The following is a 24,199-nucleotide window of genomic DNA, read 5'->3' on the forward strand; positions in this document are numbered from 1 at the left end:
GTTCTGATCAGTGACGGTAATAATGAGCTGCTGCGTCTTCTTCAGTCCACCGAGATCGGTTGCTGTGATATTGAGCGCGATCGTAGGGGTGGCTTCGCGGTCGAGGCTGATACCGTTTTTTAACTTCAGGCTACCCTGGTTATCGATCTCAAATCGATCGTCGTTGACCTGATAGCTGAACTGATCGTTTTTGTCTGGATCAACGACCTGAAACTGCCCGACGATCGCTCCTGCCCTGTTTTCTTCAACTCGATCGTTCAGCAGGCGAATTTCGGTGGGGGCTTCGTTGATATTGGTAACGTTCAGCGTAATCTGCTGCGTGAAGCTTTCCGCCGGATTCCCGTTGTCGGTTGCCGTAATATTCAGGCTAAGTTTGCCGTCTGTTAGTTCTTCATAGTTGAGGCTTTGTCCTGCCTTCAGCTTGAGATTGCCCTGGCTATCCACCTCAAACCGGACGGAATCGCTAACCGTAAAGGTAAATGCTGTGCTATCTGCGTCAGTTGCGGTCAATCTACCGATCGTTGCACCCGCACGGTTTTCTTCGATCGTACTGGGAGATAGCTGAATTCCAGTCGGGGCTTCATTGACGTTGACTACCTCGAGCGTGAAGGTTTCCGATCGGGTCAGTCCTTTGCTGTCGGTTGCTGTGACCGTGACCTGAATGGGAGCGGAATCTTCAGAATTGAGGCTGAGCCCGTTTTTCAGCTTCAGATTGCCCTGGTTGTCAATCTCAAATCGATCGTCGCCGCTGAGTTTGAGGGTTATCGTATCGTCTTTATCAGGATCAGTCGCGGTCAACTTACCAACGATCGCCCCTGCACTGTTTTCGGCAACGCTTTTGTTCTCTAGATTGATTGCGCTGGGAGCTTCGTTGACGTTGGTAACGGTAATCGTGAAAGGTTTGGTGAGTTTGCCGACAGGTTGACCGTTATCGATCGCCGTAATGCTCAGGTCTAGTTTGCCGTCTGTGAGTTCCTCATAGTTGAGGCTTTGTCCCTGCTTCAGTTTGAGTTTGCCATCCTTTACCTCAAAGCGATCGTCGCTCACTTTATAGGTGAACTGATCACTATCAGGGTCGGTGACTACGACATCACCAATCGTCGCGCCTGCTGCGTTTTCTGCAACGATATTGCCTTGTAGCGTGATATCAGTTGGTGGCTCGTTCAGGTCTCGCACCGTGATCGTGAAGGTTTGGGGCGCGCTGCTTAAGCCGTCGCGATCGGTGCTGATGATTTGAATCTGGTAGCTGGACTTGGTTTCAAAGTCGGGCGATTTCCGGATGCGAAGCTGATTATTTTCGATCACGAAGGCAGCATGATCGCCAAAGCCGTCTACGAGTTGGTAGGTGAACGCTTCGTTGAGATCGGGATCGATCGCGCCCAGTGAGCCAACAAGGCTATTGTCAGGAATGCCTTCGTCAATCTCGACTGAGCTGAGGGTAACGGCAGTGGGAGCTTCGTTGACATTCGCAACGTTGATTGTGATCGGCAGCTCGGTTTTTTTGGATGGATTACCATTGTCGGTTGCAATGAGTGCGATCGTCAGTTTGCCGTCTGTTAGGGTTTCATAGTCAAAACTGATTCCAGGTTTGAGCTTGAGCTGATCGCCCTCGACCACAAAGCGATCGTCTAAAACACCGTTAACCGTAACCGTGAGCGTGACCGTATCTTGTAGATCGGCATCTGAAAGATTAATCGTACCGATCGTGACTCCTGAAACGTTTTCGGCGATCGCCTGAGCCGGGGTAAAGCTTAAAACTGGCGCGTCGTTGAGGTTGTTGACCTCGATCTCAAACGACTTGGTAAACGACTGTGCCGGGTTGCCGTTGTCGGTTGCCGTGATTTGCAGCGTTAGCTTTTTCTCGGTTTCATAATCGATCGACGCATCCGGCTTTAGCTTCAGGTTGCCCTCTGCGTCTACCACAAAGCGAGCGTCATTGATGGTAAACGTGTGCGTATCAAAGCGATCGGGATCGGTGACCTTCAGTTTGCCAACGATTGCACCCTGAGTTTCTTCATTGATCGTTGTGTTGTCAAGCTCGATCTCAGTAGGGGCCAGGTTGAGCCGCTCGACCTGAATGATGAACTGACGGGAAATGCGTTCATCACCGCGATCGATAGCAGTAACCGTTAGCGTAATCTCTTCAGTTGTATCGGCATCAAGGCTGACCCCATCCTTCAGCTTGAGTTTGCCGCTATTCTCGACGAAAAAGCGATCGTCGCTTACTTCATAGCGGAACTGCTCATTCTTATCGGGATCAGTGACTTGCACCAGACCCACTTCCGCGCCAGCGACCTGCTCGCTAATCGTAAGATTCGACAATCCCAGATTAGTGGGGGCTTCGTTAACATCAGTGACTTGAAAAGCGATATCCAGCGTTGTGGTGCGCTCTGGCGTTCCGTTGTCTCTTGCCGTAACTACGAGGGAAACCGCACCATTCGTCAGAGTTTCAAAATCGAATTTTTCACCCGGTTTTAGCCTGATCTGCCAAACGTCTCCGGCGACAGGGTCAATCTGAAAGCGATTGTCGCTCAGCTCCAGGGTGAAGGGGTTGTTTTCTGGGTCTCTTACCGTTAGTGTGCCGATCGCGATTCCCTCATTGTTTTCAGCGATCGACGCAGCCGGAGTAAAGTCTTTTAGAACGGGCGCATCATTGAGATTGTTAACATTAATCGTGATTTGCTTGGTGAATGATCCCTGTGGATTGGCATTGTCCTTTGCAGTGATATCGAGGGTGATGGTCTGCTGGGTTTCAAAGTCAACCTTTACATTGGGCTTGAGGCGAAGATTACCCTCGCCATCCACCATAAAGCGGGCATCGTTAGGGAATTCAAACGTATGAAGATCACCACGATCGGGATCAACGACCGAGATTTTGCCAACGATCGCCCCGTCTTCATCTTCATTGATTGTGTTTGTTGCAAGCGTGATATCAGTAGGCGCAAAGTTAACCGGATCGACGGTAATTTGAAACGTCTTGGTAATTTCCAGCTGACCGGGGTCGGTCGCAGTGATTGTGAGATTAATCGTCTGTCTGTCGTTGATATCGAGCTGGGCAGTGTCTTTCAGCTTCAGCTTGCCGTTTCTGACCTCAAAGCGATCGTCGCTGCTGAAGTCGTCGCTGCTGAATTTGTAAGAAAAGGTATCCCCCTCATCAGGATCAATAACGGCGATCGTGCCAATCTCTGCACCAAACTGCTGCTCGTCAACCGATAGACTGCCGGGCGTGATCGTGATGTCAGTTGGAGCTTCGTTAATATTCTGAATGAAAATGCTGAACTCGCTCGTAACCGAACGATTCGTAGAATCTGTTGCTGTAATTTTGAGTGGGATTGGTCCTGTTGCAGTTTCAAAATCGAGCAGTTTTCCTTCTGCAAGCTGAAGCTGATATTTCCCCTCAACCTCAACGATGACAAATCGATCGTCGTCCAGGGTAAACGTGTGAGTTTGGCTATCTTCATCGTCAACCGTGACCGTTCCCACAACCGCATTAGGCGTTGCCTCGTTGACCTGATGGGGGTTTGTAGGGGTCAGGGTAATGTTCGTTGGTGCACCGGGTTCCGCGACCCGAACCGTTACCAACCTGCGAGTTTCTAGCTTTTCGGGACTTTGATCAGTGGCAATTACCTCTACCGTGACTTGTTGCTCAATTTGATAGTCGAGGCTTTCAGTGTTCTTGAGCTTTAACTTCCACACGCCGTCGATCTGGACTACTTCAAACCGAGCGTCACTAACCTCAAAACTTGGGATTGTGCCTTCTGGATCGATCGATATAACAGTACCAACGGTTTCACCTGCTTTCTTGTTTCCGACGCTGCGTTGTTCGGTAATACTCAGCGATGGAGCTTCGTTGACGTTATTAACGTTGATTTCAAAGACGCGATTGAGGGTTTTACCATCGCTGTCTGTTGCCGTAATCGTCAGGCTGAGTTTACCGCCGACCAATTCCTCATAGTTAAGGCTTGCATTGTCACTCAGCTTTAACTGCCAATCGGCACCAACTTGGACGATTTGAAACCGGGGATCGTTCACGCTAAGCGTCAGAGTTGGATTATCGGGATCGGTTGCCTTCACCGTGCCGACGACTGCGCCCTTCACCTCTTCGTCAATCGGCTGTGCGTTCTCTAGCTGAATGTCGGTTGGCGGCTCGTTTTCATTCAGAACGTCGATCGTCAGCGTTTGATCAGAATACAAACTGCCATTGTTTTGATCGCTGGCACGAACTATGACACTGATTGTTGGAGTCGCTTCGCGATCGAGTTTAACCCCCGGTTTAAGCTTCAGGTTATTTGTCAGAGGGTCGATTTCAAACGGGCTGTCACCCACGAGCGAGAAATTCTGCGGATCACCTTCTGGATCATTCGCAGACAATTGACCGACGATCTCCCCCGGCTTATTCTCTACAACTTTGTTATTACTGAGGCTGAGGTTGATTGGAGCTTCGTTAACGTTTGTAACCGTAATCGTCACTGCTTGCCGCGACTCCAGGCTTGGATCCTGGCTATCGGTGGCAATAATGTCGAAGGTAATTTCCTTTTGGGTTCCCAGTGCCTCATAGTCCAGACTGCGACCGGCTTTGAGCTTCAGGTTTTTGGTGGAAGGGTCAATCTCAAACCGATCGTCCGAGACGGTTAAAACTGGCGTCGTGCCATCGGGATCAGTTACTTTTACTGTGCCAATAACCGCTCCTGGGGCATTCTCTGCAACCGTCCGGCTCCCCTCAAGCTGAAGGTCAACTGGAACTTCGTTGACATCATTGAGCGTGATTGTGAGTTCCTGCGTTGTAGACTGCTCTGGTGTGCCGTTATCGGTAGCGGTAACGCTAATTTTGAATGATCGGCTCAGCGGGTTTTCAAAGTTGAGGTTTGCTCCGTTTTTGACAACAATTTGGTTGCCGCTGAGTGCATAGAATTCGTTCTCGGCGATCGAAAAACGAATCGTCTGATTCTGATTTGTGTCTGGATCAGTCGCGCTGAGCGTCCCCACGACCGTTCCGCCCGGAGTATTTTCGTTTAGCTTGTCGTTGCTAAGCGTGATGTTCGTCGGGGCTTCGTTAACATCAGTCGTTCGGATCGTGAATTCTTGTGTCGCCTCCAGGTTGGGGTTGCCGTCATCTCTCGCCGTGACGGTCAGGACGATCTCTTTATCGTTATCATTCTCAAAATTCAGCGATTGCCCTGCTTTGAGCCTGAGTTGAGTGCCAAAGACTTCAAAGCGATCGTCCCCACTGACGGTGTAGGAAATGCTGTTTCCTTCTGGGTCGGTTGCTGAGAGTGTGCCGATGACGGCGCCAATGCTATTTTCTGCAACCTGAGGCGGAGCAGGAGTCAGGGTGATATTGGTCGGGGGGGTGTTGTCTGTGGGGGTTATGATCGAATAAGCACGTCCAAATACGCCGTCCTCACTGCCATCATTGCGTGTCCAAACGGCTGCAAAATTGTTGTTTGACGCAGCGATCGAGCTATAGCTTCCAGCCGGTGCGCCTGCATCAAGGCGAAACTCACTGCTTGTAGAATTGACCGGGCTACTGATGAGCGGGTTACCGTTAGCATCAAAGCGACGGGCATAGATACCCGCTCCCTGATCCCCTGAAGCGGATGACCAGGAAAGGATAAACTTCCCGTCTGCCGCCATCGCCACCATAACGTCCTGCTGGCTGCCCAACAGGTTTGTATTTGCCTGCTGCTCTGTAGCGGTTAACGCTGTTCCATTTCGGTCAAACCGACGGTAATACACATCCAAACCGCTAAACGATTGGGGATCCAGGCTCGACCATCCCACCACAAATGAGCCGTCTGCTGCCATTGCAACTGACGGTTTGCGCTGGTCTCCCGCAGCCAAGGAGTTAACTTGAATCCGATCGCCCTGCGCGATGCCCTGTGCGTTAAACCGCTGAGCAAAAATGTTGTAGCCTGTCGTGTTGCTCGTGTCGCTGTTATTTCTCTGACTGCTCTCCCAAACCACGACAAAGCTGCCGTCGTCTGCCATGGCGACCGTAGAGTTGAGCTGACTGCCTGTAGTTTGTAAATTGGCTGGGTTAACGGATGTAACCGCAATGTCACTACCCTGCGCCACCCCATCTCTGTTATAACGTCGGGCAAAGACTCCCAAGCCGTCGCCGTCCTGTCCGACACTTGTCCAGGTGATGACGAATCCGCCGTCGTTGGCATCGCTAGCATCGTCATCCCGATCGCTGGCAACAACCGAGCTGAGCTGCTGATTAAAGGGTTCTGAGTTGACGCGAAACTGAGAACCGCTCTTTTCACCGTTGCTGGTATAGCGTTGAGCATACACACCAAAGCCCGAATTGTCATCCTGAAAGCTGCCTGCGTTGCTAGACCAAGTGACAATAAAGCCGCCTAACGCATCAATCGCAACCGAAGGCGCAGTCTGATCCCCTTTGGTAATCGTATTGACTAGAAATTCATTTCCTATTGGGGTACCGTCTGCGTTGTAGCGACGACCATACACCCCTGTTTCGAGGAAACTCGTCGCATCATCCTGACCTGTACTCGACCAAACCACAACAAACGTGCCGTCTGCCGCCATGGCGATCGATCGCGTTGAGCGAGCGAGCTCGGTGCTGGTGTTGTCAAACACCCCTTCACTGGGATAGGTGCTTTGATACCCGTCGGTAGTGTTATTAACTGGAAATTCTGCACCTGCATTAACCTGCATAATCGTGTCTCGCTCACAACTAGATTTCCCCTTCCCAGAGACTACCCACGCAGGCTGTTACAGTTGCAGAAACAACATACTTTCCGTCAGTTTTACGGATACCCAATCTTGTCGGGAAAAAGTTGTGGGATCAGGCTATGATCAGAGATTGTTTTAGAATGCCGCCCTACAACTGTCAAACGGTTTTCCCTCCAGAAACGATCTCTGCAAGCCAAACTTTCAACAAAATTTCAACGTTATGAAGCACACCTTATCCGTACTGGTTGAAGATGAAGCGGGCGTGTTAACCCGAATTGCCGGACTGTTTGCCCGTCGCGGTTTCAATATCGAAAGTCTGGCAGTTGGTCCTGCCGGGCAAGATGGAATTTCTCGGATCACGATGGTCGTTCCGGGCGATGACAATATTATTGAGCAGGTGACAAAGCAGCTTTATCGCTTAATTAATGTGATCAAGGTGCAGGATATTACTGAAGATCCCTGCGTAGAGCGAGAACTCATGCTGCTAAAGGTAAATGCAACCAGCTCAAATCGATCGGAAATCATTGAGCTATCGCAGATCTTCCGGGCACGGGTTGTGGATGTGGGTGAAGACGCGCTGACTCTGGAAGTGGTAGGCGATCCGGGCAAGATTGTGGCAATTCAGCAAACGCTGAGTCGTTTTGGCATTCGCGAAATTGCGCGGACTGGAAAAATTGCTCTGGTGCGCGAATCGGGCGTTAACACCGAATATCTGAAGTCGCTAACCGAAGCAAAGGTTTAGGTCGTTTGACTTACTCGATCAAGCCTTGTTATTTCTGCTGAAATCCTCCAATTTCTGCCAGCGTATAAAGCGGTCTGCCTTTTACTTCTTCATAGATTCGCCCGATATATTCGCCCAGAATACCGATACAAATAAGCTGAACCGCTCCCAGGAAAAATATGACCACGGTAATGGCAGCAAATCCTGTCAGGGGTGAGTTTGGCGCAAATAGTCGCCAGTACAGCACTAGCACTGCCATCAGCAGGGACACTGCCGCCGCCGCTAATCCCAAATAGGTGGCAATCCGCAATGGCACCCTGGAGAAAGACACCAAGCCGTTGATTGCCAGTGCCAGCGATTTGCCAAAGGTGTATTTTTCCTTTCCGGCGTAGCGTGGGTCGCGCTCAAATAAAATTGCCGTTTGGCGAAATCCTGTCCAGGCGCGTAAGCCGCGAATATAGCGATTGCGTTCGGGCATAGCATTCAGTAGAGCAACGACCTGACGATCCATCAGGCAAAAATCGCCTGTATCCGTCGGAATTTCAACATCGGCAAGGTGGCGCAGCACACGGTAGAAACCAAATGCCAGCAGCCGCTTCAGCCAGTTTTCACGCCGTCTTTGGGTACGCTGTGCATATACAACCTGATAGCCCTGCTGCCAGCGATCGACCATCTGCGGGATTAGTTCAGGCGGGTCTTGCAAATCGGCATCCATCACCACGATCGCCTCTCCTCGCGCAAAATTGAGTCCGGCAGTGACAGCAATCTGATGCCCAAAATTGCGGGCAAGGCTGAGATAGCACACTCGCGAATCTTGCTGGTGCAGTTCTCGCAGCAAATAGAGCGATCCATCGCGGCTGCCGTCATTAATTAAAATAAACTCGGCTTCCCCGTCCAGGGATTGCACCATACCGCTCAAGCGGCGATACAGCTCAGCAATGTTTTCTTCCTCGTTGTAAATCGGCACAACCAGGGAGTATCTGGGAGCCATAGCACTTACTTGACGGCAAACTGAATAGCACTTACTTAATGGCGACAACTGCCAGGTTCCAGGCAAACCGCTTCATGCCGGGAATTTGCTTGAGAAGGCGATCGATTTTTTCCAGGCGATCGTACGTCTTCTGAAGTCGCTGATGCTCAATAATGATTTTCTTCCAGTAGCGTTCGGAGTTCGGGTGGACTTTTTCAATCAGATAAAACTGAAGAAAAATCCACAGCGTTGCAATCCAAAACGTATCGTAGATCGTTCGACCAAACAAATCATCAATAAAGCGAACCAGATTGATATCCAATGGCGTTTCGTCCTCGGTTCGCACTTTGGTTGCCATTCGCCGATACACATTAATTACAGGATTATGCTTTAACGGGTCCCAAAAGCACATTACCCCACCCGGTTTAAGCACTCGATGAATTTCTCGAATCGTCAGCTTCGGATTCGGAATGTGGTGCAGCAGATTCGAGGCATACACAATGTCAAATGTATTATCGGGATAATCGATCGCCATCGCGTTAATGACTCGCCCCTCGATCGCCACCCCATTCGACTGCGCCAGCTTTAACGCCACCTCCACCATTCCTGGCGAATAGTCTGATGCCACGCAACGCGCTCCGCGACTGGCGAAATAAACGCTGTTTTCCCCGGCTCCGCAGCCCAGATCGAGCAGCAATCTACCCCGCACGTTCCCGATCTGCTGAAGAATAAACCGATTTTCAGGAGCAGTGCAAGCTTCAAAATAATCCCGAACCCGAATGCCCTCGACATCGATCAGGGAGGCCCAGCGATCGTGAAATTCCTGCTCTTTTTTTAGAATTTCATCTTTCAAGATTTCGTCCTGCATTGGTTTGTCTCACAGATTCGCCTAAGCTCAATTCAGGAGATTGGAGAAGGTTTGAACAACGATGGCTGTGAACTGCCCCCTAGTTCCCGATTCTTAGGAAAGCTGGGGCAATGTAGAACCTCTAAACCTTGCCATCCACCTCTTGTTGGACAAAAACCAGCAAAAAGGGTAGGTTTCTCCAGACAGCATATCACTGTCAAACCTACCCCTCGTAAATTTCGGACTGTTCAAATCCCCAAAATTCCCAGAATTCTGAAAATCCAGAAAATTTAATGATTAGCCTGCCATCCGCTCCAAAATTCGCTGCATAATCTGCATTCCCGTCACAGCCTGCCAGCCAAACAGAGCTACCAGCACCACGTTCAGCGCAATGTGTGTAACTCGTGCCCAGTCCTGCCCTTTCTGCATAAACGGCGTGAGCGAAGCGGAAGTTGCAATCAGCCCCGTCATTCCCAGCCCTGCGAGCAAATGAGGACCGAAAAATAGCTTACCGTTGTTAATATAGGTCACTGCCATTCCGCCGATCGTCCCAATCACCATCAGCGACAGCAGCACTGCCCCGTACTGATGATGTCGAATGTTGTACCGACCCTTCAACAGTTCTTTTTTCTCGTCGCCTGTTGCAGTGCGGGCACGTCGCCACTGAAAGCCAAGATAAGCGGCATAGACAGTGGCAGCAAACAGCACCCACATCAGCACAGGATGTCCAAACTGGCTCCAAACCTTGATCGACTCCGGGATCTCCAAGCTCATAACGTGTGAGGTTAATTGAATTAACAAAATCTTTATAAAAATTAGCATACCGTTATCCTGTACTGGGTTGAGATCAATCCCCAAAACCGGATTAAGTAAAAGTTAAGCGTTTCAGACGGGAGGGTGTGTGGGATGTCCCCAACAGAGATAGAAGCTGCCTTGCGGCTTGCCTTTGGCGAATGCCTTGCTGCCGGATGCCCTCTTGATCCAATTCAGCAGGAGATTTTGCTGCGGGCCCTGCTCGATAAATTGACTCAGGGTGAACAAACCGAGTCCCAGCGAACCGATCGGTCAGTTGCCTCTACAAATCCCCTGGATAATCTCACGCCAGAACAGCGGCGCACGCTTCTGCGCTATATCAAGGAGCAGAATCAACAGAACCGAGCGTGGAAAGCTCAGCTCTTAAATGACTGGCTACAACAGCAAAACTCTGGAGAAATTCAGTTTGTTCGCACCGAGTACGGGCTTGCCTGGCTAGAGCAGATTCAGCCAGTTCATATTGCCGCCTATGCTGACGAAGCAGCGATTGCGCTCAGGGTGGGCGATCGAATCGAAGTCTCTAATGGGCTGTGGGAATGGGTGCAGGAAAACGGACCTTGCAGCCGCGAATGGATTCCTTGCACAGTCATTGGTTTACGGCAGGACGGTAGCCTATCTCACGCAAGCTGCACTGTTCGCTTCGAGAACGGCTTGGAATACGAGATTCAAGGCATTTATGAATGGAATCGGTATAACTGGCGATGGCAGCAGGAGAAGTGAGGGGGTGAGGGAATAAGGCGGAAGGGTGAATGGTGGGGATGGATGGTGGATGAAGGGGTGAATGAGGGCAGGTTTTGCCGAAATTTGTGGGTGTGGGTGGGCAGTTTCTAAGCTCAAAACTAAATTAAAGAAGGGTACGCCGGAACGCACCCTGTGAAAATTGAAGAATTTGCCAATGCAGTGAGTCTTGCGATCAAACTCACTGCTTAGCCTTTAATACTAGGACTTCGACGGTACTGGAGACTTGCGCTTGATCGGCTTTGAACGATGACCATCCGGACGAGAATCATGGCGAGAATCATTTCTCGGACCACGGCGCGGTCTGGGTTCGTCAACGATCGGCTCCTCGACATAACCCTGATCGACGCGCATCCAGCTTGGGCGAATCTGATCGTACGCCATTTGCAACGCAGCCGCCGCGATCATGTTTGGCTCAAACTCTTCAGCCAGCTGAGCGATGATCGGCAGGAAGGATGCCATCCGCTCGCCAGCGAGGGCTTCGCGCAAAGTACCTTGCAGCTTTTCCAGGTGGCGGGCTTCGATCTGAGCACGAGTGGGGATCGTACCTATTTCTAAGCGTTGGCGAATGTGATGCTCGATGTCCCGCAGCTTGCGCTTGTCAAGCGAGTGAATCAGCGAAATTGCTGTCCCTTCTTTGCCTGCGCGTCCGGTACGTCCGATTCGGTGAACATAGCTTTCGACACTGTCAGGTAGGTCGTAGTTAATGACATGAGTAAGATCTTCAACGTGCAGACCTCGTGCCGCAATGTCAGTGGCTACAACCCAGCGTACCTGACGCTGACGGAACCGCAGCAAAAGCCGCTCCCGCTGAGACTGGCTCAAATCGCCGTGATATTCATCAACGCTGTGACCTGCTGCTTGGAGTTGGCGTGTCAGCTCCGCCGCAGCCTTCCGGGTACGGACAAAGATGAGTGCCGATTCCGGGTCTTCCATTTCCAGGATAGGCTGCAAGGCACGCGCCTTGGTCCAGCCTCGCGGAACGATGTAGGCAATCTGATTAATCCGGGTGGGAGCCGCTTTAGGCTGCTCAACCGTGACGGTGACGGGCGATCGCAAAAACTTCGTTGCCAGTTCCCGAATCGAGGGTTCCATCGTGGCGGAAAAGAAAGCGGTCTGCCGCTCCGCCGGAGCCTGGCTGAGAATTCTTTCAACGTCCTGGATAAAGCCCATGTTCAGCATTTCGTCGGCTTCATCCAGCACCAGGAAGCTAAGCTGCCGCAGGTTCAGGTCGCCTCGCTTCAGCAAATCCAGCACGCGACCGGGCGTACCCACCACAATCTGACAACCGCGCTGAAGCCGACGAATTTGCAGATCGATCGCCTGTCCGCCATAAATAGGCAGAACGTGCAGACGGCGATCGTGGTTCAATGACCGAATTGACTGGTAAACCTGAAGTGCCAGTTCACGGGTCGGGGTAAGGATGAGAGCTTGCACTGCTCCGTTATTTAAATCAATGCGCTCTAGCAGAGGCAGCGAGAAAGCAGCGGTTTTACCTGTTCCCGTTTGCGCCTGACCGACCACATCTCGCCCGGAGAGCAGATGGGGAATTGCCTGCGCCTGAATCGTAGTGGGAACGGTGAATCCTGCCTTTTCGAGATGGCGAACTCCTGCCTCTGATAGACCTAAGCCGTTGAAAGAAAGCGTCATTAAGACTCCTTAAGACTTTAGAAGTTTGAAATTTGAAATAGGAAATTAACGATGAACAGAGACACGATCGAACGCGCCTCGGAGTTGGGTTGTCGGATCTGCGACACGACCGTAAAGGTCATACACATCAGCATCTGCAATCACAACGGGAACGATCGTCCCCAGCCGCGCTTCACCCTGGACATAAACCAACCCATCAACCTCGGGGGCAAAACGAGCCGATCGCCCGACGAGTTCCCCAGTGTCAGGGTTTTCCTGTTCGATTAAAACATCAACAACCTTGCCGATTTCAGCTCGATTCTTCCGGAGAGAAATCGGTTGCTGAAGGGTCATGATGGCATCTCGGCGATCGTCCATCACCTCTTGGGGAAGCTGGTTTGACAGAGTGTAAGCCGGGGTTCCTTCTTCAGGGGAGAAAGTGAACACGCCAACGTGATCGAACTCATGCCGCTGCACAAACTGCCGCAGATGCTCAAAATGCTCGTCCGTTTCGCCAGGAAAGCCGACAATAAAGGTCGTGCGAAGGACTGCGTCGGGCAAAGCAGTTTTAATGCGATCGATAATGCCGTCATTCACCTGACCCTGCCAGGGACGATTCATTGTCCGCAGCACTTCCGGGTGGGAATGCTGAAGCGGCAAGTCAAGGTAGGGCAACACGTTTGGCGTTTCCTGAATCGCCTGAATGACCTTGGGAGTTAGTCCAGTCGGATAGGCATAGTGCATCCGAATCCAGGGAATTTCGACCTTACCCAGTGCCCGCAGTAGTTCCGCAAGTTTGGGCTCGCCATAGAGATCCAGTCCGTAGTTCGTGGTGATTTGAGAAATCAGGATGATTTCCTGGACACCTTCTGAGGCAAGTTGCTGAGCCTCTGCCACGATCGACTCGATCGAACGCGATCGCTGATTACCACGGAGATGGGGAATAATACAAAATGCACAGCGATAGTCACAGCCTTCGGCAACCCGAAGATAGGCAACGCCTTCTGTCGTGGTGCGATAGCGGGGCATCGTTTCGTCAGCGATAAAGGTCGGCTCCTGCGAGATTTCCTTCACCCGTTCACCGGATGCCGTACGCTCGATCACATTCACTATCTTGTGATAGTCACCTGTTCCCACGATCGCCACCGCTTCGGGGAGAGCATCGAGCAATTCCTGCTGAAAATGCTGCGCCATGCAGCCTGTGATTACAACTTTTTTATTTGCTTCTGCCAGTTCAACCAGTGTACGGACAGACTCCTCCCTGGCGGCCTGAATAAAGCTACAGGTGTTAACAATGACGTAATCGGCAAGCTCCTCGTTGGAATCTACCTGATAGCCTGCCTGAACCAGCAGACCGAGCATGTGCTCTGAGTCAATTCGATTTTTCTCGCAACCCAAATGAGTGATTGCAATGGTTGGCTTTTCGCCCATGCAGTTATCCGTATAGGTGAGACAGGTGGTAAGTTAAGACAAACAGAACAGTCTTAGCAGCGAGTGTGGCGATCGCGTCATCAACGGACTGGACGTTTGCCTCCCTGTACACTTGATCTAGAAGCAACTAAATCGCCTTCACTATCCTAGCGCGTCCTCTGCACAAATGAGTTGAATCGCAGAGAAAAGAACGGATGAGTAAAGCTGAACCTGCAACTAGAGCAATGCGCGTACGCCGTGAATTGCAATCGCGTAGCGAATCTGTATCTGATAATAATCTTAACATAGATAGATTTCAATTTGTTAACGCGAATCTCAAACTTTGCTCGTTCTGAGGAGAGTTCCCGTTTGAGGCTCAATTGGCTGTTAAAGTAAGTCTATGGGGCGCAGTAACTCGCGCCATTTCTATGCCTTCTATTCCGCCGAGTCCGGATTTAGCAAAGACCTGTGGACTTATTACAGACTTTTAAGACAGCCAATCCCATCATCGGTGTGGTTCACTTACTGCCGCTGCCCACTTCTGCCCGATGGGGAGGCAGCCTCAAAGCCGTTATCGATCGTGCAGAACAGGAAGCGACTGCTCTGGCATCGGGCGGGGTTGATGGCATTATCGTTGAAAACTTTTTTGATGCGCCCTTTCCTAAAGATACGGTTAATCCGGCGACAGTGAGCGCGATGAGTCTGGTCGTGCAGCGACTCATGAATCTGGTGACGCTGCCGATCGGCATCAACGTTCTGAGAAACGACGCTCTAAGCGCAATGGCGATCGCAACCTGCGTTCAGGCACACTTTATTCGCGTCAATGTGCTGACTGGGGTGATGGCAACGGATCAGGGCTTGATTGAAGGACAGGCACACCAGCTTTTGCGCTATCGGCGGGAATTGGGCAGCGATGTCAAGATTCTAGCGGATGTGCTGGTGAAACACGCTCGTCCCCTGGGTTCTCCAAATTTGACCACTGCGGTGCAGGAGACAATCGATCGCGGCTTAGCCGACGGCGTGATTCTATCTGGATGGGCAACGGGAAGCCCCCCTAGTCTGGAAGATCTGGAGCTAGCAAGTGCAGCAGCAAACGGTACGCCTGTGTTTATTGGCAGCGGCGCGAATTGGGAAAATATTCCTCGCCTGATTCAGGCAGCTGATGGCGTCATCGTCTCCAGTTCGCTCAAGCGGCGGGGACAAATTGATCAGCCGATTGACCCAATCCGCGTCAGTCAGTTTGTCGAGGCAATGCAGCGCAGCCTGACAGCGAAGGGGTCGGCTCAAACCGTTTCCTCAATGCCTGTACGTTCTTAGAGAAAATCCTTGACAAATTCAGACTCATCCTTAACAGATTGAGCCAAAATGGATGAGTCAAGTTGAGTAGGTTTGGTGCAAGTGACACGATCGAGAAGGGGTTCTATGAGTAGTCGTCGCCGTCAAGCTCCCTGGATTCACCGCAATTCGCGTCTATTAATTGCCGCTGTTGCGATCCTGGGTGCACTCAACACGGGATACATTACTGCAACGAAACTGTTTGGCGGAGAAGCTGCCTGTCCGACGAGTGGCTGTGAGCAGGTTTTATCCAGCCCCTATGCCTATGTGTTTGGTGTACCGCTTTCGCTATTTGGGCTGCTGGCATACATCGGAATTGCAGGGTTTGCTCTAGCTCCGCTAACTGTGAATCCTGATCAGAATAAGCCGCTTCGAGCAACACTTGAGAACTGGACCTGGCTGCTGTTGTTCATCGGCTCAACTGCGATGCTGGTGTTTAGCGGCTATCTGATGTACATCATGGCGAGCCAGTTTGTTGCTGTTTATGGAGCAGGGGGGATTTGCTACTACTGCATTGCCTCGGCACTGTTCGCGCTGACACTATTTGTGCTGACGCTACTGGGTCGCGCCTGGGATGATGTCGGGCAGCTATTGTTTACGGGAATTATTGTGGCAATGGTAACGATTGTGGGGACGCTGGGCGTGTATGCCAACGTAGGCGGTTCTGCGACGGCTGACGCATCCAGTCAATCGGGTCCGGCAATTACTTCCACATCTGGTCAGGCAGAAATTGCGCTGGCAAGGCATTTGAAGAGCATCAACGCGAAGATGTACGGCGCATACTGGTGTCCGCACTGCCACGACCAAAAACAGCTTTTTGGTCAGCAGGCATGGCGAGAAGTGACCTATGTGGAGTGCGCTCCTGACGGGCAAAATGCTCAGCCTGATCTTTGCACAGCCCAGCAGATTGAGGGCTATCCGACCTGGGAAGTTAACGGTAAAAAGCTTTCTGGAACCCAAACCCTCCAGCAGCTTGCTGAGGCGTCGGGCTATCAAGGACCTACCAACTTCCAGATCGGTGGCTAAAAATACGATACAAACTCAATTCGAGTCAAATTTAAGGGGGCTGAGTGCCCCTTTTTTAATGCCGATCGTCTCTTATTTCTTGCATTCTTTCTTGTTTCGGCATTGGTGAATGGAAATAGGATTTAAGGTAGCCTGCAAAGGTAATTCGCAAATTGCCCTACACCCTGCAAACTTTCGCCCGCTAACGCTTCGTTTGACTTAGGGGCTGAGTTGGAGCGTTGGCATCATGAATGATCGAGTAGGAAGCATCTGCAATCTGGTTTCTGGCAGTCCGATAAGCAATCGTCCCAATTCCGGCTACTACAAAGGCGAGCGTGGGTGCAACACCAGGAATCCACAGGTAGTAAATAAACGCAACACTGCTGGCTCCAGCGATCGTGCCCAAACCAATCAGGATACCTGCCCCTAGTTTAAGCGGATGGCGTACTGTCCAGAGCAAGACACTGCCGATCGCTGCCCAGCCTCCAATCCAAAGAATTTCGCCCCAATCGGGTAGCGTGCGAAATAGCGAAACCTCATCCAGCACACTGCTCAAAATTTGGCTAACAATTTGAGCATGAACCGTTACGCCTGCCATTTGATGCTCGGTTGCTGTCCCGGCGCTGAAAGGCGTATAAAACAAATCTTTGCCGCTAGGAGCCGTTGTGCCAATCAGGATAATTTTGTCCTTAACCAGGGTTGGGTCAAGCCTGCCTTCAAGTACATCGGTAAAGGAAACAGTTTGCGTCGGACGTTGAGGCGATCGATAGTTCAGCAACATCTGATAGCCTTCAGCCACTTCATTGCTCTGATAGCCGCCAAAACTGTGCTCAAGTGGAACAAAATCAGTTTTGCCAATTTGCATTACTGCGGCATCAGGCGGGAAATTAGGGCTAGCTTGCGGCTGGATGCTTTGAGCAGCCAAATACTTCAGCGCGACCTGCAGGGCGAACGAGGGGTAGGTTCCCTGCGGCACTGAGCCAAACAAAAGGCTGCGACGCACCACATTATCTGGATCGATCAGCAGATCGTTAAACCCAACCTGCTCTGGGGGTAAACTGGGCGGCGGCGGAATTTCGATCGTGCCCCGATCGCCAAACTTCATAATTGCGATCGTTCCCGTTTGCTGAAGCTGCTGCATCAGTTCGGCATGACCAGGTTCCTGCGGCAGTTCGCGATAGAGATCCATGCCAATCACGCGGGGATTTGCGGCGGCAATATTTTGAATGACCTGTGCCATATCACGATCCGATGGCGTAGCACGCTGAAGCTTTTGCAAATCGGCTTCTGTGATCTCAACCGTGAGCAGCCGGGGATCAGTGCCGGGATCAGGACGCAAGCGCATCAGGTGATCGTAAACCGCGAGTTCAGGGGTTTGTAGCCAGCCCAGATGCTCAGCTCCGGCAATCAGCCCCGTAACGGTGAGCGTTGTTGCCAGGAAAAGTTTCCAGCCAGAGCGCAGTCGATTGCGCCAGGTTTGCTGGGCATCGCGAGGTACATAGCGATAGTAGCCACTTGAGCCGTGCAGAGCTGTTCCACCCCTGGAATAGTCGGATAAATAAGAGTCTGCGAGCAAGGCAGAGGGCAGCATGGTCTGCTCAGACGAATCAAACTCGAAAAGCTCCTCCTTGAAAGAAGCATCTGCCATGTGCGCCAAGGCTTGCCGCAGCTCTGCAACAGACTGATAGCGATGGCTGAAATAATAGCGCACTAAACGCGTGAGAACTGCCTTAAAACCGGGGCTGATCAGGGGCGACGACCAAACCAACTCACCGCTATCGCTATCCATTGTCATTTGGGTGGGCTGACAGCCAGTAAGTGCCTGAATAACTGTCATGCCCAGTGCGTATAGGTCGCTGCAATAGCGCGGTTTACCTGCAAGCTGCTCGGCAGGCGTATAGCCCGGTGTACCAATGCTAACCGTGAGAGCTGATCGTTCTGGATCATTGCGGAGCTGGGACTGAATTTCCTTGACCGCGCCAAAATCAATCAGAACAAACTTGCCGTCCTCCATTCGCCGAATCAGGTTGGCAGGCTTAATATCCCGGTGAATTACGTTATGGTTGTGGACAAATTCAATCACATCCAGGATATCGTGCAAAAAGGCGATCGCTTCGGCTTCTGTCCAAGGGCGATCGAGCAGTTCTCGGCTGAGAGACTTACCCTCAATAAATTCCTGAACCAGAAAAAACTCGCCCTCTTTTTCAAAGAAATCGATAAACGTGGGAATCTGCGGATGTTCTCCCAGTCGTCTCAGAATTTCTGCTTCGTTTCTGAACAGGCGACGAGCGGTTTCTAAAAAATGATTGTCAGTATTGCTAGGCTTAAACTGCTTGATAACGCAAAGAGTTTGATTCTGCGATGATGGATTTTCGCCCATCAGCATTTCTGCCAGGTAGGTCTGCCCGAAGCCACCCGCTTCTAAGACTGCGATAATTTTGTATCGCTCTTGTAGCAACTGCTCCAGCATCATCGACCTAACGCCCGTCACTCCTTGATTTTGGCACAGATTTCCGATCTGCCTGTTTTGTTTCTTGCCTTCTGTATAGTTGCCGAATGATTACCTCACCTAACCGTTTCATGATTACTGGTAAAACCAAACTGCTTGGTGTGATTGGACATCCAATCGAACACTCCCTCTCTCCCGTCATGCATAATGCTGCGATCGCTGCTCTGGGAGTGGATTATGTTTACCTGCCGTTTCCGATCGACCCAATCAATCTCCGGCGTGCCCTGGATGGCTTCGAGGTGATCGGGCTTCAAGGTTTTAGCGTGACCATTCCGCATAAGCAGGCAATCATGCCGCTACTCAACGAGATATCGGAAACGGCAAAGGCGATCGGGGCTGTCAACACTGTTTGCCGCACTGCATCCGGCTGGTATGGTACAAACACCGACCTCGATGGATTCCTTGCGCCGCTCCAGTCCCAAAACTGGGCAGAAGCAACCGCCCTCATTCTAGGCAATGGCGGGGCGGCTCGTGCAGTCGTTGCGGGCTGTTATCAAATTGGCTGTCGTCAAATCCATGTCGTTGGGCGCGATCGGCAAAAGCTTAAGACTTTCTGGCAGAGCTGGCAGGATCACCCCGTCTCCGCTCATCTCTTCGTTGCCGAATGGCAGGAACTTCCCGATCGGTTATCCCAGGCAAACCTACTTGTCAATACCACGCCCATTGGTATGGCTCCCGATGCTGACCGCTCTCCGATCGATCCCGCCCTGCTGGAAAAATTACCTGCTGGCGCAATCGCCTATGACTTGATTTACACACCCCGGCCGACAAAATTTCTTCAACAAGCAGCGGCTCAGGGCTGTGTAGCGATCGACGGATTAGAAATGCTCGTGCAGCAGGGAGCAGTCGCCCTTCAGCTCTGGCTCAAGCAATCGGTTCCCGTAGAGGTGATGCGATCGGCTTTGCTTGACTTTTTGCGATGATAGTTAAGGTTAACTGCCTGCCAGAATCTGCCCTACGACTTTTAGAAATTGGCATAAGAACCTTTCTACCGTAAACCTCGCTGCAAAGCCAAAAGGAGAATCCTGGTGCGATCGATCGAACTGCTTCAAAGCTACCGTCAAATGAGTCAGCAGATTTTTACGGTGGTGGATGTTGAAACCACTGGACGGTTTTCTCGCGGCGATCGCGTGACCGAAGTTTCTGTAATTCACGCGACGTTAGCAGACGGTATTCTAGAGCAGCGAACCAGCCTGATTAATCCCCAGACTCGAATTCCCGATCGCATTGTGCGCTTCACCGGAATTACGCAGTCGATGGTGAATGCTGCCCCGGTCGCCGCGGAGGTGCTTCCCAATTTCCTCCCCCTGCTGAGCCAGGGCATTCTCACCGCTCATAATCTCAGCTTCGACTATGGGTTTCTGCGATCGGAGTTCGATCGATTGGAAACTGTGTTTGAGAAGCCAAAAGAAGAGCAGCTTTGCACGGTGCAGCTCTCTCGCCTGATGCTGCCTGATTTGCCGTCACGTAGCTTGCCGAAACTGGTCGAACATTTTCAGTTTGACGTGGGACGATCGCACCGCGCCGAAGCGGATACACTGGCTTGTTGGCTCCTGCTGAAGCGACTCATGCAGGAAATTTTGAACGAGTCGGACGATGTGCTGATTGCCCGATTTTACCGTCAGTGGATGCCGCTCAAATACGCTGCCGTTGTGCTCAACTGTTCCCCCACCGAAGCACAGCAACAGCTAGACCTGGCTCAAGTGAAAGCCCGCTTTGTCGGTCGCAATAAAAAAGACGGAACCTGGATGTATCGCCGGGGTGACGTGGAGCGCGTTCGAGCGGCGATGGCAGAAGTGCAGGTTTAGCGGAAAGTTGAACAAGGTAAAGTCCTGCATTGCCTTCTAAATCCTCTAACTTTGGGACTTTGAATCCTGAAGGAGGCTGGGTTTTTCCCAAAGGAAGCTAGAGAGTAGCTCGGAGAGACAATCCTAAAGGTTCAAACATTCTCTAAGCTTTTGTTTCAGCGATCGCCCTGGCTTTCAATGAGTTCGATCGTCTAAAGTCAAAAAGTAATTCTCCGGTCAATCTCTTGATTTCTTCTGACCACGCGCAACGTACTGCCAATCGCCTGCTGATCTTCACTCGTTACCCTGTTCCCGGCAAAGCGAAAACCCGCCTTATTCCCGCGCTAGGAGCCGAAGGAGCCGCCTTACTTCAGCGTCAAATGACCGAGCATACGCTAAGGCAAGTAAAGCCGATTGCTTCGCAGTTTCCTGAAGGGGTAGTCGTTCAAACAGAAAAATGCGCGGCGGAGATTTGCTATGCGGCAAGCTCTGAAGCAGGCGAACTTCAGCAAATTAGCAGTTGGCTTGGCTCAGATTGGTTCTATTCTCCGCAGGTCGAGGGTGATTTAGGAGTGAAGCTGATCGCAGCCTTCCAAAATGCCTTTGCCCAAGGGTGTGAGAAAGTTCTCGCGATCGGCACAGACTGCCCCGGCTTAGATGCCGATCGCCTCACAGAGGCATACAATCAACTCCAATCGCACGATCTCGTTTTGGGCAAAGCAACCGATGGCGGCTATTATCTGATCGGCATGAAGCGGTTAATCCCAGAATTATTTAAGGATATTAACTGGGGTACAGCTGCAGTGCTGCGGCAAACGGTGACGATCGCCGAACACCTGAACCTGAAGATTGCCGATTTAGATGAACTGAGCGATATCGACTACCCGGAAGATTTACCGATTTGGCATCGGGCAAAGGCAAAAACTGCGCCATTATCGGTCATTATTCCGGCAGTGAACGAAGGGCGATCGATTCAATCCGCGCTACACAATCTGCGGCAAGCTTGTGGCGAGGAAGCGATCGAAATCCTGGTGATTGACGGCAAAAGTGAAGACGATACGATCGCTCAAGTTCAAGCGTTGGAGATTCCTGTGATTTCTGCCCCCCGGAATCGCGCCATACAAATGAATCTTGGAGCACAGCTGGCAACTGGCGAGAACTTGCTGTTTCTTCATGCCGATACCCAACTTCCGGCTGGCTTTCCTGCTCTGGTGAGGCAAACTTTAGCTCAGCCAGAGACGATCGCCGGAGCGTTCCAACTGCAAATCAAAGGACAGGGAACAGGACTGCGGCTGGTAGAGTGGGGCGTTAATCGGCGATCGAAGCTGCTGCAAATGCCCTATGGCGACCAGGGAATTTTTCTAAAAGCCTCAACGTTCTACGAAATCGACGGCTTTCCCCAAATGCCCATTATGGAAGATTTTGAGTTAGTGCTGCGATTGCGTCAACAGGGCAAAATCCGCATTGCCCCTGCTTCAGTCGTGACTTCTGGGCGACGCTGGCAGAAACTGGGTGTGGCTAAAACTACCCTGATTAATCAAGCGATGATTGCCGGGTATTTTCTAGGCGTTTCGCCCGATCGACTAGCACAAGGGTATCGAAGTCAGGGCTAGCTTCCCGAACCTCAAATCTATAATATTGCCTCCCCTGTCTGTCGCATCGCTCTTGCACAGGATGGGTCAGCACAGCGTAACGCATCAATTCGAGGGAATTAGGCAACAGGTTAATGACGGCATAAGAAAACCTTTCCGCATCGCCTGACCCATCGCTTCCTGTTCTTAATACGTTACGCCCAACTCATCCTATCGTTCGATCGGCTGAAGGCTAATTCCTAATTATCAGACCTTAGGCTTTACCGTTGTGGCAATATGCAGTTCCTTAAGCTGTTTGGTATCCACTTCGGAAGGCGCATTTGTGAGGAGGCATTTTGCCTGTTGCGTTTTCGGGAATGCCATCACGTCGCGGATTGACTCTTCTCCCGCAAGCAGCATTACCAGGCGATCGACTCCGTAAGCAATTCCCCCGTGAGGCGGTGTGCCGTACTCAAACGCTTCCAGCAAAAAGCCAAATTTTTCGTGCGCTTCTTCGGTCGATAAACCGATCGTCTCAAACACCTGCTGCTGCATATCGAGCTGATAAATCCGCAGACTGCCACCACCGATTTCAAACCCATTGAAGACCAGATCGTATGCCTCAGCACGAGCCGTTTTCAGATCGTGGGCATCTTCTGGAAAGGGGGCGGTGAACGGGTGATGCAGTGCCTCCAGTCGATTTTCGTCCGCGTTCCACTCAAACATCGGGAAGTGAGTGATCCAGAGCAAGTTGAGTTTAGTAGAATCCACCAGATTCAGTTCACGGGCAGTCACCTGGCGCAGGCGATCGAGTGTCTTATTCACCGTGGGCGCATCTCCGGCTCCAAACAGCAGCAGATGCCCAGGCTGTGCGCTAGTGCGCTGAAGCAACTCGGTTTTTTGATCCTCGGTGAGGTTGTCTTTAATTGCGCCGATCGTATCAATCTCGCCGCCGTCCCGCACTCGCACGTATGCCAGTCCTTTTGCGCCCATGCTGGTTGCTTCGTTGAACAAATCACCGCCCGGCTTGATTCGCACATTTGAAAAGGCATCATTCCCGCCCGGGATGGGCAGCACTTTCACAATGCCCCCGCTTGCCACTGCACCCGAAAAGACTTTGAAGCCAGAGTCTTTCATCAGGTCAGAGACATCGACCAGTTCCAGCCCATAGCGCGTGTCAGGCTTGTCGCAGCCGTAGCGATCCATTGCCTCCTGGTAGGTTAATCGAGGAAATGGACGCGGGAGATCAATCCCTTTCACCTGCTTAAAAATTGAGCAGACCAGCTTCTCGTTCAGTTCCAGGATCTCCTCCTGGTTCATAAAGCTCATTTCCATATCGAGCTGGGTGAACTCCGGCTGACGATCTGCCCGTAAGTCCTCATCGCGAAAGCATCGCGCAATTTGATAGTAGCGATCGAGTCCCGACACCATCAAAAGCTGCTTGAACAACTGAGGCGACTGGGGGAGCGCGAAAAACTCACCCGGATTCACGCGGCTGGGGACAAGATAATCTCTTGCACCTTCGGGGGTCGATCGCGTCAGAATCGGCGTTTCCACCTCAATAAAGCCTTCTGCGTCCTCCAGATAGCGGCGAACGGCTTTGATAATTTGATGCCGCAACTGAATATTCTGGCTCATCCGCTCCCGCCGCAAATCCAGATAGCGGTACTTCAGCCGCAGTTCCTCCCGCACCGATTCCTGCTCGGCAGTCGAAACCTGGAATGGAAGCTGCCTACGAACCGGACTCAGCAGTTCAATTTGGTCGGCATAAATCTCGATTTCGCCGGTCGGAAGGCGGGGATTTAGCGACTCAGGCGGACGTTTGCTGATGCGTCCGGTAACTTTTACCACGTACTCGTTTCGCAGATCGTCTGCAGTTTTGTAGGATTCGGGCGTACGCTCAGGGTCGCTGACAATCTGGGCGATTCCCGTGCGATCGCGCAAATCCACAAAAATCACGCCCCCATGATCGCGGCGACGATCGACCCATCCAAATAGGGTGACTGTCTCTCCGACATTTCCGGCTCGAAGCTCTCCGCAATAATGAGTCCGCATGGCTGGTCTGAAATCGCTCGGTACAAATACAATAAAACTTTTCCATTATCCTGCATTCCGGCACTTCTGTGCGTCGGGTAACTTGATACAGGCAAACAAAAAAGGCGGGACAT

At 51.5% G+C, this 24,199-nt stretch carries 15 protein-coding genes; 7 read left to right on the plus strand and 8 right to left on the minus strand.

The genetic code is table 11. From position 1 onward, the window contains the following. The coding region (locus H6F80_RS24410) for a cadherin repeat domain-containing protein (RefSeq protein WP_190794115.1) at positions 1-6,678 on the minus strand (6,678 nt) is incomplete at its 3' end. Positions 6,679-6,916: 238 nt separating this feature from the next. Here H6F80_RS24410 and ilvN point away from each other — a divergent pair. Then, positions 6,917-7,438 carry an acetolactate synthase small subunit gene (gene ilvN / locus H6F80_RS24415; protein ID WP_190794116.1) on the plus strand — a complete coding sequence of 174 codons (522 nt, stop codon included), beginning with the start codon at positions 6,917-6,919 and terminating at the stop codon, positions 7,436-7,438. A 28-nt stretch (positions 7,439-7,466) separates the two neighbouring features. Here ilvN and H6F80_RS24420 read toward each other — a convergent pair whose 3' ends face one another. The 3 genes from H6F80_RS24420 to H6F80_RS24430 form a co-directional block, all read right to left on the minus strand. Next, positions 7,467-8,408, minus strand: coding sequence for a glycosyltransferase family 2 protein (locus H6F80_RS24420; protein ID WP_190794117.1), 942 nt, complete (start codon positions 8,406-8,408; stop codon positions 7,467-7,469). A gap of 31 nt (positions 8,409-8,439) precedes the next feature. Continuing rightward, positions 8,440-9,255 carry a class I SAM-dependent methyltransferase gene (locus H6F80_RS24425; RefSeq protein ID WP_242067551.1) on the minus strand — a complete coding sequence of 272 codons (816 nt, stop codon included), beginning with the start codon at positions 9,253-9,255 and terminating at the stop codon, positions 8,440-8,442. Positions 9,256-9,531: 276 nt separating this feature from the next. Then, a complete protein-coding gene (locus H6F80_RS24430; protein ID WP_190794118.1) occupies positions 9,532-10,008 on the minus strand; it encodes a DUF4079 domain-containing protein in 477 nt (158 codons plus the stop codon). Between the two features lie 132 nt (positions 10,009-10,140). Here H6F80_RS24430 and H6F80_RS24435 point away from each other — a divergent pair, with 132 nt between their 5' ends. Next, entirely contained in the window at positions 10,141-10,767 is a 627-nt protein-coding gene (locus H6F80_RS24435) for a hypothetical protein (RefSeq protein WP_190794119.1), read from the plus strand. A 219-nt stretch (positions 10,768-10,986) separates the two neighbouring features. Here H6F80_RS24435 and H6F80_RS24440 read toward each other — a convergent pair whose 3' ends face one another. Beyond that, complete coding sequence (locus H6F80_RS24440) at positions 10,987-12,435, minus strand: DEAD/DEAH box helicase (protein WP_190794120.1); 1,449 nt, start codon at positions 12,433-12,435, stop codon at positions 10,987-10,989. A 45-nt stretch (positions 12,436-12,480) separates the two neighbouring features. Then, positions 12,481-13,845 carry a 30S ribosomal protein S12 methylthiotransferase RimO gene (rimO, locus tag H6F80_RS24445; protein WP_190794121.1) on the minus strand — a complete coding sequence of 455 codons (1,365 nt, stop codon included), beginning with the start codon at positions 13,843-13,845 and terminating at the stop codon, positions 12,481-12,483. Between the two features lie 447 nt (positions 13,846-14,292). On the opposite strand from rimO, the gene btpA reads away from it, so the two are divergent. Both btpA and H6F80_RS24455 read left to right on the plus strand, forming a co-directional pair. Further along, positions 14,293-15,141 (plus strand): photosystem I biogenesis protein BtpA, encoded by an 849-nt coding sequence (gene btpA, locus H6F80_RS24450; RefSeq protein WP_190794122.1) that lies wholly within the window; start codon positions 14,293-14,295, stop codon positions 15,139-15,141. A 105-nt stretch (positions 15,142-15,246) separates the two neighbouring features. Further along, a complete protein-coding gene (locus tag H6F80_RS24455) occupies positions 15,247-16,185 on the plus strand; it encodes a vitamin K epoxide reductase family protein (RefSeq protein ID WP_190794123.1) in 939 nt (312 codons plus the stop codon). Between the two features lie 181 nt (positions 16,186-16,366). Here the strand turns inward: H6F80_RS24455 and H6F80_RS24460 are convergent, their stop codons facing one another. Next, entirely contained in the window at positions 16,367-18,655 is a 2,289-nt protein-coding gene (locus H6F80_RS24460; protein ID WP_190794124.1) for a CHASE2 domain-containing protein, read from the minus strand. Between the two features lie 65 nt (positions 18,656-18,720). Between H6F80_RS24460 and H6F80_RS24465 the strand changes: the two genes are divergently transcribed. From H6F80_RS24465 to H6F80_RS24475, 3 genes are all read left to right on the plus strand, one after another. Further along, on the plus strand, positions 18,721-19,596 hold the full coding sequence (locus H6F80_RS24465) for a shikimate dehydrogenase (protein WP_242067552.1): 876 nt from the start codon (positions 18,721-18,723) through the stop codon (positions 19,594-19,596). A 105-nt stretch (positions 19,597-19,701) separates the two neighbouring features. Then, positions 19,702-20,481 (plus strand): 3'-5' exonuclease, encoded by a 780-nt coding sequence (locus H6F80_RS24470; protein WP_347277917.1) that lies wholly within the window; start codon positions 19,702-19,704, stop codon positions 20,479-20,481. Between the two features lie 224 nt (positions 20,482-20,705). Further along, positions 20,706-22,073, plus strand: coding sequence for a TIGR04283 family arsenosugar biosynthesis glycosyltransferase (locus H6F80_RS24475; protein WP_190794126.1), 1,368 nt, complete (start codon positions 20,706-20,708; stop codon positions 22,071-22,073). A gap of 225 nt (positions 22,074-22,298) precedes the next feature. On the opposite strand, the gene aspS is transcribed toward H6F80_RS24475, so the two are convergent. After that, a complete protein-coding gene (aspS, locus tag H6F80_RS24480; RefSeq protein WP_190794127.1) occupies positions 22,299-24,086 on the minus strand; it encodes an aspartate--tRNA ligase in 1,788 nt (595 codons plus the stop codon). Between the last annotated feature and the right edge of the window lie 113 nt (positions 24,087-24,199).

The organism is Leptolyngbya sp. FACHB-711, from assembly GCF_014695615.1.
Classification (GTDB): domain Bacteria; phylum Cyanobacteriota; class Cyanobacteriia; order Elainellales; family Elainellaceae; genus Leptolyngbya_A.

Coding starts and splice junctions, on each gene's coding strand:
- ilvN (WP_190794116.1), top strand. CDS start 6,917: ATGAAGCACACCTTATCCGTACTGGTTGAAGATGAAGCGGGCGTGTTA.
- H6F80_RS24420 (WP_190794117.1), bottom strand. CDS start 8,408: ATGGCTCCCAGATACTCCCTGGTTGTGCCGATTTACAACGAGGAAGAA.
- H6F80_RS24425 (WP_242067551.1), bottom strand. CDS start 9,255: ATGCAGGACGAAATCTTGAAAGATGAAATTCTAAAAAAAGAGCAGGAA.
- H6F80_RS24430 (WP_190794118.1), bottom strand. CDS start 10,008: ATGAGCTTGGAGATCCCGGAGTCGATCAAGGTTTGGAGCCAGTTTGGA.
- H6F80_RS24435 (WP_190794119.1), top strand. CDS start 10,141: ATGTCCCCAACAGAGATAGAAGCTGCCTTGCGGCTTGCCTTTGGCGAA.
- H6F80_RS24440 (WP_190794120.1), bottom strand. CDS start 12,435: ATGACGCTTTCTTTCAACGGCTTAGGTCTATCAGAGGCAGGAGTTCGC.
- rimO (WP_190794121.1), bottom strand. CDS start 13,845: ATGGGCGAAAAGCCAACCATTGCAATCACTCATTTGGGTTGCGAGAAA.
- H6F80_RS24455 (WP_190794123.1), top strand. CDS start 15,247: ATGAGTAGTCGTCGCCGTCAAGCTCCCTGGATTCACCGCAATTCGCGT.
- H6F80_RS24465 (WP_242067552.1), top strand. CDS start 18,721: ATGATTACCTCACCTAACCGTTTCATGATTACTGGTAAAACCAAACTG.
- aspS (WP_190794127.1), bottom strand. CDS start 24,086: ATGCGGACTCATTATTGCGGAGAGCTTCGAGCCGGAAATGTCGGAGAG.